This window comes from Pseudomonas sp. FG36 (assembly GCF_057809275.1).
Genome location: NZ_JBMDJQ010000025.1, coordinates 61285 through 78180 on the forward strand (window position 1 = coordinate 61285; position 16896 = coordinate 78180).

The window sequence follows — 16896 nt, forward strand, 5'->3', positions numbered from 1 at the left end:
CATGCCCCAAGCCTTCAAGGACAACGGCCCATGAAATCACGCAGAAAACCCGTCAAGCCCATCGGCTTGAAGGACATCACCATCGTCGACGACGCCAAGATGCGCAAGGCCATCACCGCCGCCGCCCTGGGCAACGCGATGGAATGGTTCGACTTTGGCGTCTACGGCTTCGTCGCCTATGCCCTGGGCAAGGTGTTCTTCCCCAACGCCAGCCCCGGCGTGCAGATGATCGCGGCGCTGGCCACCTTCTCCGTGCCCTTCCTGATCCGCCCGCTGGGCGGGCTGTTCTTCGGCGCCCTGGGCGACCGCTACGGGCGCCAGAAAGTGCTGGCCGCGACCATCGTGATCATGTCCCTGAGCACCTTCGCCATCGGCCTGATCCCCTCCTACGCCAGCATCGGCATCTGGGCGCCGATCCTGCTGTTGCTGGCGAAGATGGCCCAGGGCTTCTCGGTGGGCGGTGAATACACCGGCGCCTCGATCTTCGTCGCCGAGTACGCCCCGGACCGCAAGCGCGGCTTCCTCGGCAGCTGGCTGGACTTCGGCTCGATCGCCGGCTTCGTCCTCGGCGCTGGTGTGGTGGTGCTGATCTCGACGCTCCTCGGCGAGGAGCAGTTCCTCGAATGGGGCTGGCGCCTGCCGTTCTTCCTGGCCCTGCCGCTGGGCCTGATCGGCCTGTACCTGCGCCACGCGCTGGAAGAAACCCCGGCCTTCCAGCAACACGTCGAAAAACTCGAGCAAGGTGACCGCGAAGGCCTGGCCAGCGGCCCGAAAGTGTCGTTCAAGGAGGTGGCGACCCAGCACTGGCGCAGCCTGCTGACCTGCATCGGCGTGGTGATCGCCACCAACGTCACCTACTACATGCTGCTCACCTACATGCCCAGCTACCTCTCGCACAACCTGCACTACAGCGAAGACCACGGCGTGCTGATCATCATCGCGATCATGGTCGGCATGCTGTTCGTGCAGCCGATCATCGGCCTGCTCAGCGACAAGTGGGGGCGCAAGCCTTTCATCATCATCGGCAGCGTCGGCCTGTTCGCCCTGGCGATCCCGGCGTTCATGCTGATCACCAGCGGCAAGCTGGCGGTGATCTTCGCCGGCCTGTTGATCCTCGCCGTGCTGCTGAACTTCTTCATCGGCGTGATGGCCTCGACCCTGCCGGCGATGTTCCCCACCCACATCCGCTACAGCGCCCTGGCCAGCGCCTTCAACATCTCGGTGCTGATCGCCGGCCTGACCCCGACCCTCGCCGCCTGGCTGGTGGAAACCACCGACAACCTGTACATGCCGGCCTATTACCTGATGGTGATCGCCGTGATCGGCCTACTCACCGGCCTGACCATGAAGGAGACCGCCAACCGTCCGTTGCGCGGCGCTGCCCCGGCCGCCTCGGATATCGACGAAGCCCGCGAACTGCTGCAGGAGCACCACGACAACATCGAACAGAAGATCGAGGACATCGACGCGCAGATCGCCGAGCTGGAGGCCAAGCGCAAGACCCTGGCCCAGCAGCACCCACGCATCGATTGAGGGGGCTTGCGCATTCCGCCGGATTGCTTGCCTGATCCTCTGAACCTGCGGGGTGCATCGATTGCGCAACGAGGCCATGTGCTAGCGTTTCTGGATTGGGGAACAGCGTATTCCCCGCTTCCAGAACCGATGATCAGCAGGTGAGCCCATGGAACTAAGAATCAACCAGCAGACCTACCAGGTCGAGGCTGACGCCGACACGCCCTTGCTCTGGGTGATCCGTGACGACCTCGGCCTGACCGGCACCAAATACGGGTGCGGCCTGGCCCAATGCGGCGCCTGCTCGGTGCTGGTGGACGGCAATGTGGTGCGCGCCTGCGTCACCCCGGTGGCCGGCGTGGTCGGTCGTGAAGTCACCACCATCGAGGCCATCGAAGCCGACGCCGTGGGCAAGCGCGTGGTCGCCGCCTGGGTCGAGCACCAGGTGGCCCAGTGCGGCTACTGCCAGTCCGGCCAGGTGATGGCGGCCACCGCGCTGCTCAAGCACACCCCCAAGCCCAGCACCGAACAGATCGACGCGGCCATGGTCAACCTGTGCCGCTGCGGTACCTACAACGCCATCCATGCCGCCGTGCACGAACTGGCCCAAGGGGAGAACGCCTGATGAACGCGCGTATCGACACCCCTGACGACCTGGCACGGCTGCGCAGCGGCGAAACGGTCAACCTGTCGCGCCGGCGTTTTCTTGCCGGCAGCGCCATCGGTGCCCTGGTGCTGGGCTTCGGCCTGCCGCTGAGCTCGGCGCGAGTGCAGGCCGCCGCCACATCCCCCGAGCGTGGCACCCAGGTGCCGGCCTTCCTGGAAATCCGCGCGGACGGCAGCGTGCACCTGCTCAGCCCGTTCATGGAGGGCGGGCAAGGCGTCAACACGGCCATGGCGCAGATCATCGGCGAGGAACTGGACGCCGACCCGGCCACCTTCGTGGTCGAAAGCGCGCCAGCGGGCGAGGCCTACGTGGTGATGGAGAACGGCCTGCGCATCACCGGCGGCAGCATGTCGGTGCGCATGAGCTACCCGACCATGCGCCGCCTCGGCGCCCTGGCCCGCGCCATGCTGCTGCAGGCTGGCGCCGAGCAGTTGGGGGTGCCAGTTGGTGAACTGAGCACCGAGCCTGGCAAGGTGCTGCACGGGGCCTCGGGCCGTGCGCTGGGCTACGGCGAACTGGCCGCCAAGGCCATGGACCTGCCGGTGCCAGACCCTGCCAGCGTCAAGCTGCGCGACCCCAGCCAGTTCCGCTGGATCGGCAAGCCGGTGCAGCGCCTCGACGCCTACGACAAGTCCACCGGCAAGGCCGTCTACAGCATCGACGTCAAGGTCGACGGCATGCTCCACGCCGCCGTGCAGCATGCCCCGCGCCTGGGCATGACCGTAGGCAGCCTGCGCAACGAGGAACAGGTCAAGGCGATGAAGGGCGTGCACTCGGTGCATCAACTGCCTGGTGCGGTCGCCGTGGTCGCCGAACGCTGGTGGCACGCCAAGCGTGCGGTGGAAGCGCTGCAGGTGGACTGGAAGGAAGTGGCCGCCGACAGCCAGGTGCGGCCCATGCCTGCGGATTTTTCCAGCGATGGCTGGCGCGAACACCTGGCCGCCCAGACCGGGCCGAGCCGCGACGAGGAAAACCACGGCGATGTCGCCGGTGCCCTGGCCGCAGCCAAGACCAAGGTCGAGGCCACCTACCACAACCAGTTCCTCAACCACGCGCAGTTGGAGCCGCCCTCCGCCACCGCCCGTTTCAACCCCGACGGCTCGCTGGAAGTGTGGCTGCCCAACCAGGCCCAGGACATGTTCCGCGACGACATCGCCAAGCGCACCGGCCTGGACCCGGCGCGGATCACCCTGCATTCGCCACTGCTCGGCGGTTTCTTCGGCCGGCACTTCCTGTATGACTCGGCCAACCCCTACCCGCAGGCCATCGCCCTGGCCAAGGCGGTCGGCAGGCCGGTGAAACTGATCTGGAGCCGCGAGGAGGAGTTCCTGCGCGATGCCATGCGCCCCATGGCCGTGGTCAAGTTCCGCGCTGCGCTGGACGAAAAAGGCCTGCCGGTGGCCATCGAGGCGATCAGCGCCACCGAAGGCCCGACCGAAGCCATTGCCGGCAAGCAGGGCGACACGGTCGACCCCACCGCCCTCGAAGGGCTGTCGGGCAAGGCCTACGCCATCGCCAACAAGCGCATCGCGCAGATCTATGTCAAAGGCCCGGCCATGCTCGGCTACTGGCGCTCGGTGGGCAATTCGCTGAACGACTTCTTCTACGAGTCGTTCCTCGACGAGCTGGCCGACAAGGGCGGCCACGATCCCTTCGAGCTGCGCCTGCAACTGCTGCGGGACAACCCGCGCCTGACCACCCTGCTGCAGGCGGTGGGCGAATTGTCAGGCGGCTGGAAGCGCGGCCCGTTCACCGCCGAGGACGGCAGCAAGCGCGCCCGCGGCGTGGCCATGGCCTCACCGTTCGGCTCGGAGGCGGCGGTCATCGCCGAAGTGTCGCTGGAGGGGGGCCAGGTCAAGGTGCACGACATCTGGCAGGCCATCGACCCGGGCAGCATCGTCAACCCGGCGATCATCGAGGCCCAGGTCAACGGCGCGGTATCCCTGGGCCTGTCCCAGGTGCTGCTGGAAGAATCGGTGTGGCTGAACGGCATGCCACGGGCGCGCAACTACGATCTGTACCCGGTGCTGCCGCCGTCGCGCATGGCCCGGGTGCATGTGCGCATCGTCGAGAGCGGGGCGAAGATGGGCGGCATCGGTGAACCGCCGCTGCCGGCGGTGGCGCCTGCAGTGGCCAACGCCGTGGCGCAGCTCACCGGCCAGCGCGTGCGCAGCATGCCCCTGAGCCGCCATACCTTCAGCTGACACGACAAGGACAGCCCATGAACAACAGCCGATTCGCAAGAACCGCAGGCTGGCTGGCTTTGCCGTGCCTGGTCGCGGCAGGCCTGCTGGCCTGGTACGTCACCCGCGAGCCTGCCACGCCCTTCAGCGCCTCGGACAGCGCCGACGCCGCCCTGGTCAGCCGCGGTGAATACGTCGCCCGCCTCAGCGACTGCGTGGCCTGCCATAGCCTGCCGGGCAAGGCGCCCTTTGCCGGAGGCCTGGAAATGGCCACGCCGCTGGGGGCGATCCATGCCACCAACATCACCGCAGACCGCGAGCACGGCATCGGCGCCTACAGCCTGGCCGACTTCGACCGCGCCGTGCGCCAGGGCGTGGCGCCGGGAGGACGACGGCTATACCCGGCCATGCCCTACCCGTCCTATGCCAAGCTCAGCGACGACGATGTGCGCGCGCTCTACGCGTTCTTCATGAAGGGCGTGCAACCGGCAGCCGAAGCCAATATTCCCAGCAGCATTCCCTGGCCATTGAACCTGCGCTGGCCCATCGCCCTGTGGAACGGCCTCTTCGCACCGACTACCGCCTATGCGCAGAAACCCGACCAGGATCCGCTGTGGAATCGCGGCGCCTACATCGTCCAGGGCCCCGGCCACTGCGGCAGTTGCCATACGCCTCGGGGCCTGGCCTTCAACGAGAAAGCCCTGGACGAAAGCGGCGCGCCGTTCCTCGCCGGGGCCCTGCTCGATGGCTGGTACGCGCCGAGCCTGCGCCAGGACCACAACACCGGGCTCGGGCGCTGGAGCGAAGCCGAGATCGTGCAGTTCCTCAAGACCGGGCGCAATCGCCATGCAGTGGTGTACGGCTCGATGACCGAGGCGTTCAACAACTCCACGCAGTTCATGAGCGATGACGACCTGGGCGCGATCGCCCGCTACCTCAAGGCATTGCCCGGTGACCCTCGGCGTGATGGTGCGCCCTGGCAGTACCAGGCGACGGCCGCCGCGCCTGATGCGCCTGGCGCGCACACCTACGCGACCCGTTGCGCCAGCTGCCACGGCGCGGATGGCAAGGGCCAGGCCGAGTGGATGCCGCCGCTGGCGGGGGCCACCTCGATGCTGGCCGCAGAGAACGCCTCGGCGATCAACATCACCCTCAACGGCTCGCAGCGCATCGTCGCCGCCGGGGTGCCGGACGCGTACCGCATGCCGGCGTTCCGCGAGCAGCTGTCGGACCGGGAGATCGCCGAGGTGCTGAGTTTCGCCCGCAGTGCCTGGGGCAATCATGGCGGCGCGGTGCAGGCCAAGGCGGTGGGCGAGCTGCGCGGGCATACCGACCCTGCCAGCAGCAGCCCGATCATTCTGCATATGCGCTGATACCGCCATCGCCGGCAAGCCGGCTCCCACAGGTACAGCACAGGCCTTCAAACCGATGCGTTCGGAGTGGGAGCCGGCTTGTCGTGGCGACGAACCGCGGCGATGGGCCGCGCAGCGGCCCCGATCACAGTCAACTGAAATACCGAGGACACCATGGAAAGCATCGACCTGCTGGTCCTGCGCACCACCCACGACTGGCTCCAGGCCGGGCACCGCGTGCTGCTCGCCACTGTCGCCCGCACCTGGGGCTCCTCCCCTCGCCCGGTCGGCTCGATGATGGCGCTGCGCAACGATGGCCGCGTAGTCGGCAGCGTGTCCGGTGGCTGTATCGAGGACGACCTGATCCATCGCTACACCACCGCCTATGGCGGCCCCGGCCTGCCCCTGGGCAGGCCCGAGGTGATCCGCTATGGCGTCAGCGCCGACGAGGCCCACCGCTTCGGCCTGCCCTGCGGTGGCACCCTGGAACTGATCCTGGAATTCGAACCGGCAGTATTGCCGCTGCAGCAACTGCTGGAGCACCTCGACCAGGGCCGGCTGATGCGCCGCCGACTGGCCCTGCAAAGCGGCGCGGTGAGTTTGGCCGCCACCGCCACGCCCGAGCAGTTCAGCTTCGATGGGCAGCACATGGTCAACACCCTCGGCCCCGGCTACCGCATGCTGCTGATCGGCGCCGGGGCCCTGGCCGAGTACCTGGCGACCATGGCCTTGTTCAACGGCTTCCGGGTGGCGGTGTGCGACCCTCGTCCCGAACACATGGCGACCTGGGCGGTGGCCGGCGTCGAGCACCTCAAGGGCATGCCGGACGATGCGGTGCGCGCCTTCAACGCAGACCTGCGCACCTGCATCATCGCCGTCAGCCACGACCCCAAGCTCGACGACCTGGCGCTGCTCGAGGCCCTGCACAGCCCGGCGTTCTATATTGGCGCCATCGGCTCGCGGCGCAACAGCCAACTGCGCCGCGAGCGCTTGATCGAGCATTTCGGCGAGAGCGAGGCCTCGTTGCAACGACTGCATGGCCCCATCGGCATCTACATCGGCAGCAAGACCCCGGCGGAGATCGCGGTGAGCGTGATGGCCGAAGTGCTGGCCGCCAAGAATGCCGTAACACTGCCCGGAGCTGTGAGCGTGTCCGCCGCCAAGGCCCTGGAACAGCCAGCCTTGTGAGCGGGCCACACACCGGCCAACTACTGTCTATGCTTGCTCAACGCGAACCACCTCTCGGTATCGACCACAAGGAAGACAGGCCAATGAACTCGACTCTCGCCCGCGCCATCGCTTTCACCTCGCTCATCGGTGCGGCCAGCCTCGCCGCCCACGCCGCCGAACTGCCCATCGCCAGCGAGGCGCTGGAAAGCCATATCACCACCGAAGTGACCAGGATCGACCTGCCCAACCGCCAGGTCACGGTCAAGGGTCCCCACGACAAGGACGTGACCTTCCAGCTCACCGAACAAGCCAAGGCCCTGCCCAACCTCAAGGTCGGCGACCAGGTCGACATCAAAGTCACCCGCGCCATCGCCTATGTACTGAACACCAATGTCGGCGGCGCGCCCAAGGCCTCCGAGGAATCGGGCACCATCCGCGCCACCGCGGCCAACCCCAACCCTGGTGGCGAGGCTTTCCGCCAGGTCAAGGTCACCTCGCAGATCAAGAAGATCGACCTCAACGCTCATGAAGTCACCCTGCTGCCGCCCGAAGGCAAACTGCAGGTGGTCAAGGTCGAGAATCCCGAGCTGCAGGCACGCATGAAAAACCTCAAGGTCGACCAGACCGTCGAAGCCATCTTTACCGAAGTACTGAGCGTGGAAACTTCCCGCCCAGCCCAGTAAAACCTTTGGCCGGCCCGCGCATCGAAAGCCATGTGAGCCTTTCCCCCCTTCAGGAGGTTTCCCATGGCGATGCGCCTGGCCGTGCCGTTTTGCTGCTGCCTCACCCTCGCGCTCTTGGGCTGCACCAGCGCCCGCGACGAGCAGCCACCGCCCACCACGCAACAGGTCGAGCTCCAGCGCTACCAGGGCACCTGGTACGAACTGGCGCGCCTGCCGATGTTCTTCCAGCGCAACTGCGTGCAGTCCGAGGCCCGTTATGGCCTGCGCGAGGACGGACGCATCGACGTCACCAACCGCTGCCTGGAAAAGGACGGCCAATGGAACCAGGCCAACGGCATCGCCGAGGCGCAAGTGCCCGGCCGCACCGACAAGCTTTGGGTACGCTTCGACAACTGGTTCAGCCGCCTGGCACCGGACCTGACCAAGGGCGAGTATTGGGTGCTGTATCACGACGCGGATTACCGCGTGGCCGTAGTCGGCCACCCGAACCGCGAATACCTGTGGCTGCTGTCGCGCACCCCCACCGTCAGTGACCAGACCCGTGACCAGCTACTGGCGCTGGCGCGCAAGCAGGGTTATTCCACCGAGCAGCTGATCTGGCGCCAGGCCAAGCCCTAGTGTGGTGTTTCACAAATAACGACCATAACTCGCGGCGATTTATTGGTCGTATTTGCAAAACACCACACTAGCTGCCCACACCCACGCCCTGTAAGGTGAGCCACCCGGCTCACCCAAAGGATTGCGTGCAATGATCACCTGCCACCTCAAGTACATCATCGACCCCTACCAGGTCCCCGCCTTCGAAGCCTACGGCAAGCTGTGGATCGGCCTGGTCAATCGCATGGGCGGCAGCCACCATGGCTACTTCCTGCCCAGCGAAGGCGCCAACAATGTCGCCTACGCGCTGTTCAGCTTCCCCAGCCTGGCGGCCTACGAGGAGTACCGCAAAGCCTCGGAAACCGACCCGGAGTGCATCGCCGCCTTCGCCCTGGCCACCGAGCAGCGTTTCATCCTCAGCTATGAACGCAGCTTCCTGCGGCCCGTGCTCGACTGAATTTCCCAGGCAAGACCCAGGCTCCAGCAGGCGCCGCTAAAGCCAACGGCAAACGCCACTGAACTATTGCACCTCGATCACGATCCTCACCTAAGCACCCTCGCCCCAGGATCGTCGATCGACAAAGAGCCTAGCCAGTGTCGACCAACACCCTCCCCCGTCGCAGCCCCTCTTGCGCGCAAGTCGCGCGGGAGAGGGCTCGGCTGCGGATAGCGCTGGCCAAGGTTCACAAAACAACAGTATTTCCCAGCAGAACCGGTATTTTTTCTGTAACGAAAATGTAAAATTCGTTTTCGCATACCTATAACAAGCTGGGAGCTTCACATGTTTGCCTTCTTCCGCCCTGCCGCGCACCAGGCGCCGCTGCCCGACGAGCACGTCGACAGCACCTATCGCCGCCTGCGCTGGCAAATCTTCGCCGGGATCTTCTTCGGCTATGCCGGCTACTACCTGCTGCGCAAGAACTTCTCCCTGGCCATGCCCTACCTCATCGAGGAAGAGGGCTACACCCGCGGCCAGCTGGGCCTGGCGATCTCCGCCATCGCCATCGCCTACGGTTTGTCCAAGTTCCTCATGGGCCTGGTCTCGGACCGTTCCAACCCACGCTACTTCCTGCCCTTCGGCCTGCTGATCTCGGCCGGGGTGATGTTCATTTTCGGTTTCGCGCATTGGGCCACGTCCAGCGTGACGATCATGTTCGTGCTGCTGTTCATCAATGGCTGGGCCCAGGGCATGGGCTGGCCGCCAAGCGGGCGGACCATGGTGCACTGGTGGTCGCAGAAAGAGCGCGGCAGCGTGGTGTCGGTATGGAACGTCGCCCATAACGTCGGCGGCGGCCTGATCGGCCCGCTGTTCCTGCTGGGCCTGGCCTGGACCAACGACTGGCACGCGGCCTTCTACGTGCCTGCCACGGTTGCCGTGCTGGTGGCCGTGTTCGCTTTCGCCACCATGCGCGACACCCCGCAATCGGTCGGCCTGCCGCCGGTCGAGCAGTACAAGAACGACTACCCCGAAGGCTACGATGAAAGCCACGAGCAGGAGTTCAGTGCCAAGCAGATCTTCGTCCAGTACGTGCTGTGCAACAAACTGCTGTGGTACATCGCCCTGGCCAACGTGTTCGTCTACCTACTGCGCTACGGCGTGCTGGACTGGGCGCCGACCTACCTGAAGGAAGCCAAGCACTTCAGCGTCGACACCACCTCGTGGGCCTACTTCTTCTACGAGTGGGCCGGCATCCCCGGCACCCTGCTGTGCGGCTGGATGTCCGACAAGATCTTCCGCGGCAACCGTGGCCTGACCGGCATCGTGTTCATGGCCCTGGTGACCGTGGCCACCCTGGTGTACTGGCTCAACCCGCCGGGCAACCCGACCATCGACATGATCGCGTTGTTCGCCATCGGCTTCCTAATCTACGGTCCGGTGATGCTGATCGGCCTGCAGGCGCTGGAACTGGCGCCGAAGAAAGCCGCCGGTACCGCGGCCGGCTTCACCGGGTTGTTCGGCTACCTGGGCGGCTCGGTCGCGGCCAGTGCGGCGATGGGCTACACCGTCGACCATTTCGGCTGGGACGGTGGCTTCGTGATGCTGGTCAGCGCTTGCGTGCTGGCGATTGCGTTCCTGATTCCGACCTTGCGCCATACCAAGGTGGCCAGTGCCGGTCGTGAGGCAGTGGCCTGACAGCCTCGGCTGACGCTCAGGTAAAAGCCCGGGGCCTGCACCCTGGGCTTTTTTTCAAGCGGCTTGATGCAACCGCGTGATCACCGGTTGCTGACGCTGGCGCGCCTGCCAGATGTCGTAGTCCACCTGGATCGTCAGCCACAGCCGCGCCGTGCTGATGCCGGCCATTTCCAGGCGTACCGCCAGGTCCGGAGAAACCGCCGCTCGGCCATGAAGGACCCGCGACAGCGCCTCACGCGAGAAACCCAGATGCTCGGCGAACGCCTTGACCGTCAGGCCCAAGGTCGGCAGGACATCTTCACGCAGGGTTTCGCCGGGGTGAGGCGGGTTGTGCATAGCCATGATCTTGCCCCTTGTCAGTGGTAGTCGAGATAGTCGACCAGTTCGACATCAAAGCCTGTGAAACGGAATACCAGGCGCCAATTGCCGGACACGCTTATCGACCAGAAACCGAGCCGCTCTCCTTTGAGCGGGTGCAACTGCCAGCCAGGCACATTCATGTCCTCGGCGACCACGGCACTGTCGAGGAACTGCAACTGTCGCCGCAGTCGCTGGACATGGGCAGCCTGAATGCCGCGGATATTGCCCGTTTCGTGGAAGAGCCGCAGGCCTTTGTGGCGAAAGCTGATGATCATGGGGCACGCATCCGTTCCATGCGACAAAACCGGAGTGTGACCCCACGCGTCACACATGGCAAAGTATCATATGTGACCCCATGCGTCACACCCTGCCGATGAAAATGTCATGCACTGCCTACGTGGAGCTACCAAAGGCTGTGAAGCGTCGAAGGATCTCGTCATACTCGCACTATCAGCCGTTCAGAAAGACAAGACGCTCCAGGGATAGCCGATCCGGCGTCTATACATGGAAGCAAGATTTCAGGAGCCACAGTTGACCGCCCCAGCCTTCACCCCGGAGTACCTGGCCAGGCACGTTGGCAATGGGCCAGTCGACAAACAGGTCAGAAACTGGCTCGCCACACTCCCCAGCCTGGAGCGTATCGCCTTTCTGAAGGACCTGTGGTCTATCAATACCCGCTACGCCCTGTTGCTGACACAAGGCGCCAGACTCTCCCGGCAGGAAAATGCAGCATTGCTCCGCCACTGGCTAGAGTCAGGCAACCATAATGCAGCGCAGGCGCTGATCAGCTATTTGGAACCCGTACTCGGCAGACAGGTGTTCTGGCGCATCGCCGCACAATCGGCACTCACCGAGGCGATGGGCGACTTTCTCAACTATCACAGCCAGGGTCGGCTGGACGCCGAGCGCTCATCGCCAACGGTTTGCACATGAATACCCGGGAGAAACCATCTACCTCTGCGCGATGGGTTTCGCGGTAGCCGAGCCTCTGATAGATCCCGATGTTCTCCGTCATCCGCTCATGGGTGTAGAGCCTGATCGCCGCACACCCTGCTGCACGTGCATGGGCCTCGGTAAAATCGAGCATGTGTCGACCGATACCCTGCCCTTTGCATGCAGGTCGTACGGCAACGTTCACCAGTAGCAGGTCGCCCTTTTCACGGCGTACAACAAGAACACCAGCGATACTCCTGGCCTGCATGGCCACGAATACATCGTCGTCACGTATGACCTGCGCATAGTCATCCAGCATGGGGGCTGGCTTACGGCCGATTCGTGCGATATAGGGGGTGTACGCTTCAGCGACCAACTCTGCTATTTCGCCAGCATCTTCGACACGCGCCGGACGCAGGGTGACCACAGTGCGCATCATGTCATCCTTGAGAGGCGGCGCCGTGGACTGGCCACAATACCGCCTGCGCAGCCACTACATATCCCTTGCTACTATCGAAAGTCACGCTGGGTGAACCGTAAAGCTGATAGCCCAAAGCCAGGTTCTCGGAAATGCGCTGGCAGAAACTGGCGTCGTCCTTGCCGGTGATCAGGCGATAGACCGGCAGGTCGTTTGGTGGGGTCGAGGGCATTCGAGTGATCCTTTTGAGGCAGGCGCCAATCGCGTGCGAGGTGGGCATCATGCCATAGCTGCACTATTTCCCAGACGCAGCCTGCGCTGTTGCTGTGCGGTATCGCGCCATGAAGGCTTGCCCGCGCTGTAAACGAGACCATGGATGGTGCCAGAGACGCTGGTGATCACGGCCGAGCCCGCTCCTACCAAGATCAAACCACCTGACATCAGTCACCGCACCGTGCCCGATCCCGCACCGGACACTGCGCCCGGTGCAGGTTCAACGCCGTATTGATGATGCCGATATGGCTGAACGCCTGTGGGAAATTCCCCAGCATCCGTTTGCCCACCGGGTCGTACTGCTCGGCCAGCAATCCCACGTCATTGCACAAGGCCGTGAGCCGCTCATAAAGCGCCTGCGCCTCCTCCTGCCGCCCCAGCAGCACGTAGACATCCGCCAACCAGAACGAACACACCAGGAACGTCCCCTCCCCTGGCGTCAGGCCGTCGCTACAACTGTCGCTGTCGTAGCGCAGCAGCAGGCCGTTGCGCAGCAGGCGGGTTTCGATCTGTTCGAGGGTGCGCAGGAAACGTGGATCGTGGGCCGGCAGAAAGCCGGTCAGGGCGATCTGCAGCAGGCTCGCGTCCAGCTCGGTCGAACCGTAGGCCTGGACGAAGTGACGCCCGTCGGCATCCAGCCCGCGACGGCAGACCTCGTCACGGATCTGGTCCGCCACCTGGCGGTAATGTCGCCCCCGTTCACGCCCTTCCTCGGTGGTGTCGGCCAGGCTCGCCGATCGGTCGAAGGCGACCCAGGCCATCACCTTGGAGTGCACGAAGTGCTGGCGACCGCCGCGCACCTCCCACAGCCCCTCGTCCGGCTCGCGCCAGATGCTTTCGAGGTACGGCAGGATCGAGCGGGCGATGGCGGCGCTGCGCGGATGACGCGGCAGCCCGCCCTTGATGGCCTGGGTCATGGCGTCGGCCAGTTCGCCGTAGATATCCAGCTGCAACTGCTCGGACGCGGCATTGCCGACCCGCACCGGCTGCGAATGCTCGTAACCGGGCAGCCAGGGCAGGCTGAACTCCGGCAGGTCGCGCTCGCCCGCCAGCCCATACATGATCTGCATCTGCTCGGGGTTCCCCGCCACCGAGCGCAGCAGCCACTCGCGCCAGGCCTGAGCCTCGTCGAAGTAGCCGAGGTTCATCAGCGCCAGCAAGGTCATGGTCGCGTCGCGCAGCCAGCAGTAGCGGTAGTCCCAGTTGCGCTCACCACCGACGCGCTCGGGCAGCGAGGTGGTGACGGCGGCGACCATGCCCCCGGTGGGCGCGTAGGTCATGGCCTTGAGGGTCAACAGCGAACGGCGTACCCGCTCGGTGTATGGGCCGACGTCGGGGCAGCGGGCGGCGAAGGCCTGCCATTGGTTGATGGTCTGCTCGAGGTCGTGATCGACATCGCAACCGGGCTGCACAGGCAGGTGCGAGGGCTGGTGGCAGAGGCTGAACACCTGGCGCTCACCGGCGCGCACGCGAAACCGGGCAACGCTGTGGTGGTCTTGGCCATGGGTCTCGGTGCTGCTGCGCAGGATCAGGCGATCGGGGCCGGCAACCGCGCTCAGGGTCAGCGGGTCGAGCTTCTCCACCCAGGGCACGCTGCGGCCGTAGTCGAAGCGCAGCACCAGGTCCATCTCGCACGCCGTCTCGCCGGCCAGGCCCTCGACAATGCGCAGCACTGCGTTGGCCTCGCCCAGAGGCATGCAGTCGAGCACGCGGGCGCGGCCGCTGGCAGTGGTCCAGGTGGTTTCCAGTACCAGGGTGTCATCGAGGTAGCGGCGCGCGCTGTGCTCGACCGGGTCGCTGGGGGCGATGCGCCAACGGCCGTTTTCCTCGTTGCCCAGCAACGCGGCGAACACCGCGGGGGCGTCGAAGCGTGGCAGGCACAGCCAGTCGAGGGCGCCGTCGCGGTTGATCAGGGCGGCGCTGCGGCAGTTGCCGATGAGGGCGTAGTCTTCGATCAGGGCGGGCATCTCGGATCCTCAGGCGGTGGGCGTGAGTTTGGATGCCGAAGCGCGATTGCCGGTTCCGTTGAAATGCACTCAGCGCAGGTTGCCGAGGCGTTGGAATCGATGCGCAGGAACATTGATCCACGGCACTGATTCACTGTTGCGCTGTGTTAGAAATACCGGGCCAGTGGTTGCTTATCAGGATGAATAAGCTTCTGCCCGTGCGCAACCATTGCGCTGAGTCACTACTTTCAACAAGGACGTTTTATGAAGATTGTCGGTTTATCCGGAATACTGCCCTCACGCTGCGTCAGCAACCAGGACGTTATCAACCTGGTGGAAGAACACTCCCGCAACACCTTCCAGGAAGACTTGCCGAAAACACTGAAGACCATCGGCAAGTTGCTGGAAAAAAGCGGCAGCGACACCCGTCATTGGCTGGCGGCTGACGAGACGCCGATGCAATTGATGGAAGCGGCGTTCGACGCGGCGCTGGCCCAGGCCAATATCAGCAAGGCCGACCTGGACCTGCTGATCTATCCCAACGTCACCCGTGGCTTCATCGAGCCGGCCAACAGTACCTTCATCGCCAAGGCACTGGGCCTGAACTGCCGCAACTTCGACGTGGTCGACGCCTGCAACGGCTGGGTGACGGCCATGGACGTCATCAACAGCAAGATGCAAGCGGGTGAAATCCGCTACGCCGCCATCGTCAACATGGAGTTCGGCATGTCGGAGGGCGGCCCGGTGATGCCCAAGAACTTCTCGCTACAGTCGCCGGCCGAACTGGCCTACAAGTTCCCGAGCTTTACCATCGGTGAAGCCGCCGTTGTCACCATCCTCAGTAACGAGGCAAAGGACAACTTCAAGTTCTCGTACATCAACCGACCCGACCTGAGTGACTTGTCGACGATCTCGTTGCCGGACTGGAAACTGTTCTGCAACGAGGCGGATATCGCCAAGATCGAACCCACCGGTGGCCAGTATCAATTCAACTCCTATGCCGCCGCCCTGCACGAAGATGGTCGCAACGAAGCGATAAAAGTCTTCAACCTGCAAAAACTCACCGCGGACGACGTGCACAAAGTGTTCATCCATACCGGCTCGCCGAAGATGTGGGAACATATTGGCCAGATGATCGGCGTCGATCACAAGTTGCATCACGTCGGGCACAAGACCGGCAACATCATTACCGCGTCGATTCCCTTCGGTATCTTTGATGCGGTGAGCCGGGGCGAAGCCGAGCAAGGTCAGTTCTGCATGGGCTGGGCGGGCAGTGGCGGGATGGTGTTCTCGGCGCTGTCGTTCACTTTGTAGGGCACACCTGCGCACCTACCGCCAACGGCGGTAGGTCGCCGCAAGCTCACCCCAGCGTATGCCACTCGCGCTTGTCCCGCGCCAGCAGCTCATCGCCGGCCTCGGGGCCATCCTCTCCCGCCGCATACTCATGCACCTCGCCACCCTCGGCCGCCCAGGCATCGAGGAACGGCTGCACGGCACGCCAACCGTTCTCGATATTGTCGGCGCGCTGGAACAAGGTCTGGTCACCGGTAAGGCAATCGTAGATCAACGTCTCGTAGCCGGTCGCCGGGGTCATCTTGAAGAAGTCCTTGTAGGCGAAACCCAGCTCGACATTTTCCATCACCAGCTCCGGCCCCGGGCGCTTGGCCTGCAGGTCGAACCACATGCCTTCGTTGGGCTGGATCTGGATCTTCAGGTAGTTGGGCTTGGGCCGCTCCAGTTCGCTTTCGCGGAACTGCGCGTAGGGCGCAGGTTTGAAGCAGATGGCGATCTCGGTATCGCGCACGCTCATGCGCTTGCCGGTGCGCAGGTAGAACGGCACCCCCGCCCAGCGCCAGTTGTCGATCATCACCTTGAGGGCGACATAGGTCTCGGTCTGGCTGTGCGGGGCGACATTGGCCTCCTCGCGGTAGCCGGGCAGCTTCTTGCGGCCCTGCTTGCCGGCGCCGTACTGGCCACGCACGGAATTGCGCAGGGCCATCTTTTGCGACCAGGGGCGGATGGCGCCGATCACCTTGGCCTTTTCACCGCGCACCGCATCGGCGCCGAAGGCCGCCGGCGGCTCCATGGCGACCATCGCCAGCAGTTGGAACAGGTGGTTGGGCACCATGTCGCGCAGGGCGCCGGTGTTGTCGTAGAACGCCCCGCGCGTCTCGACGCCGACGGTTTCGGCGGCGGTGATCTGCACGTGGTCGATATAATGATTGTTCCAGAACGATTCGAACAGGCCGTTGGAGAAACGGCTGACCAGGATGTTCTGCACGGTTTCCTTGCCCAGGTAATGGTCGATGCGGTAGATCTGCCGCTCGTTCATCACCTTGAGCAGGCAAGCGTTGAGTGCTTCGGCGCTGGCAAGGTCAGTGCCGAAGGGTTTCTCCACCACCACCCGGCGAAGGCCGCCGCCCGACTCGTCGAGCAGGCCGGCGTCGCCCAGGCGCTGGGCCACCTCGGGGAAGAAGCGTGGCGAGGTGGCCAGGTAAAAAATGGCATTGCCATGGCCGGTTTTAGCGATGCGCCGAGCCAGGGCCTGGTAAGTCTCGGGGTCTAGGAAGTCGCCGGTCTGATAGTCCAGGCGCTTGGCCAGGCGCGCCCAGAGCTTTTCGTCCAGGCACTTGGCACTCCCTTCCGCGCCCTTGTCCCGGGGGGGGGC

Annotated in this window: 17 protein-coding genes; 11 read left to right on the forward strand and 6 right to left on the reverse strand. The window is 64.5% G+C overall.

Annotated features, from left to right (window positions below; translation table 11 throughout):
- Positions 1–30: 30 nt before the first annotated feature.
- The 9 genes from proP to glpT all read left to right on the forward strand — a co-directional run bounded on the left by proP (position 31) and on the right by glpT (position 10298).
- Complete coding sequence (gene proP, locus ACODS9_RS18775) at positions 31–1533, forward strand: glycine betaine/L-proline transporter ProP (RefSeq protein ID WP_023631310.1); 1503 nt, start codon at positions 31–33, stop codon at positions 1531–1533.
- Between the two features lie 148 nt (positions 1534–1681).
- The gene (locus ACODS9_RS18780; protein ID WP_023631311.1) at positions 1682–2137 is read left to right on the forward strand and encodes a (2Fe-2S)-binding protein; all 456 of its coding nucleotides are present in this window, start codon (positions 1682–1684) and stop codon (positions 2135–2137) included.
- Positions 2137–4383: a xanthine dehydrogenase family protein molybdopterin-binding subunit gene (locus ACODS9_RS18785; RefSeq protein WP_489094482.1), complete on the forward strand. Its 2247-nt coding sequence runs from the start codon at positions 2137–2139 to the stop codon at positions 4381–4383. The genes ACODS9_RS18780 and ACODS9_RS18785 overlap by 1 nt, the downstream gene beginning before the upstream one ends.
- Positions 4384–4400: 17 nt before the next feature.
- A complete protein-coding gene (locus ACODS9_RS18790; RefSeq protein WP_489094483.1) occupies positions 4401–5735 on the forward strand; it encodes a c-type cytochrome in 1335 nt (444 codons plus the stop codon).
- A gap of 153 nt (positions 5736–5888) precedes the next feature.
- Positions 5889–6902 (forward strand): XdhC family protein, encoded by a 1014-nt coding sequence (locus ACODS9_RS18795; protein ID WP_489094484.1) that lies wholly within the window; start codon positions 5889–5891, stop codon positions 6900–6902.
- An 83-nt stretch (positions 6903–6985) separates the two neighbouring features.
- Complete coding sequence (locus ACODS9_RS18800) at positions 6986–7567, forward strand: hypothetical protein (RefSeq protein ID WP_489094485.1); 582 nt, start codon at positions 6986–6988, stop codon at positions 7565–7567.
- Positions 7568–7630: 63 nt separating this feature from the next.
- Positions 7631–8185 (forward strand): lipocalin family protein, encoded by a 555-nt coding sequence (locus tag ACODS9_RS18805; protein ID WP_489094486.1) that lies wholly within the window; start codon positions 7631–7633, stop codon positions 8183–8185.
- A 130-nt stretch (positions 8186–8315) separates the two neighbouring features.
- Positions 8316–8621 carry an NIPSNAP family protein gene (locus ACODS9_RS18810; RefSeq protein ID WP_046856271.1) on the forward strand — a complete coding sequence of 102 codons (306 nt, stop codon included), beginning with the start codon at positions 8316–8318 and terminating at the stop codon, positions 8619–8621.
- Between the two features lie 324 nt (positions 8622–8945).
- The gene (gene glpT, locus ACODS9_RS18815; RefSeq protein WP_367856533.1) at positions 8946–10298 is read left to right on the forward strand and encodes a glycerol-3-phosphate transporter; all 1353 of its coding nucleotides are present in this window, start codon (positions 8946–8948) and stop codon (positions 10296–10298) included.
- A 54-nt stretch (positions 10299–10352) separates the two neighbouring features.
- Here glpT and ACODS9_RS18820 read toward each other — a convergent pair whose 3' ends face one another.
- Together ACODS9_RS18820 and ACODS9_RS18825 are read right to left on the reverse strand one after the other, a co-directional pair.
- A complete protein-coding gene (locus ACODS9_RS18820) occupies positions 10353–10640 on the reverse strand; it encodes a HigA family addiction module antitoxin (RefSeq protein ID WP_046856273.1) in 288 nt (95 codons plus the stop codon).
- Between the two features lie 14 nt (positions 10641–10654).
- The gene (locus tag ACODS9_RS18825) at positions 10655–10933 is read right to left on the reverse strand and encodes a type II toxin-antitoxin system RelE/ParE family toxin (protein WP_267302128.1); all 279 of its coding nucleotides are present in this window, start codon (positions 10931–10933) and stop codon (positions 10655–10657) included.
- A gap of 256 nt (positions 10934–11189) precedes the next feature.
- Between ACODS9_RS18825 and ACODS9_RS18830 the strand changes: the two genes are divergently transcribed.
- Positions 11190–11591 (forward strand): hypothetical protein, encoded by a 402-nt coding sequence (locus ACODS9_RS18830; RefSeq protein ID WP_489094487.1) that lies wholly within the window; start codon positions 11190–11192, stop codon positions 11589–11591.
- Here ACODS9_RS18830 and ACODS9_RS18835 read toward each other — a convergent pair.
- From ACODS9_RS18835 to ACODS9_RS18845, 3 genes are all read right to left on the reverse strand, one after another.
- On the reverse strand, positions 11530–12027 hold the full coding sequence (locus ACODS9_RS18835) for a GNAT family N-acetyltransferase (RefSeq protein WP_489094488.1): 498 nt from the start codon (positions 12025–12027) through the stop codon (positions 11530–11532). The two genes, ACODS9_RS18830 and ACODS9_RS18835, sit on opposite strands and share 62 nt — an antisense overlap.
- Before the next feature lie 4 nt (positions 12028–12031).
- On the reverse strand, positions 12032–12241 hold the full coding sequence (locus ACODS9_RS18840; RefSeq protein WP_489094489.1) for a DUF1737 domain-containing protein: 210 nt from the start codon (positions 12239–12241) through the stop codon (positions 12032–12034).
- Between the two features lie 208 nt (positions 12242–12449).
- Positions 12450–14249: a glycoside hydrolase family 15 protein gene (locus ACODS9_RS18845; RefSeq protein ID WP_489094490.1), complete on the reverse strand. Its 1800-nt coding sequence runs from the start codon at positions 14247–14249 to the stop codon at positions 12450–12452.
- A gap of 243 nt (positions 14250–14492) precedes the next feature.
- Here ACODS9_RS18845 and ACODS9_RS18850 point away from each other — a divergent pair, with 243 nt between their 5' ends.
- Entirely contained in the window at positions 14493–15542 is a 1050-nt protein-coding gene (locus ACODS9_RS18850) for a 3-oxoacyl-[acyl-carrier-protein] synthase III C-terminal domain-containing protein (RefSeq protein WP_489094491.1), read from the forward strand.
- 46 nt (positions 15543–15588) lie between these two features.
- Here the strand turns inward: ACODS9_RS18850 and zwf are convergent.
- The coding region (gene zwf, locus ACODS9_RS18855; RefSeq protein ID WP_489094492.1) for a glucose-6-phosphate dehydrogenase at positions 15589–16896 on the reverse strand (1308 nt) is incomplete at its 5' end.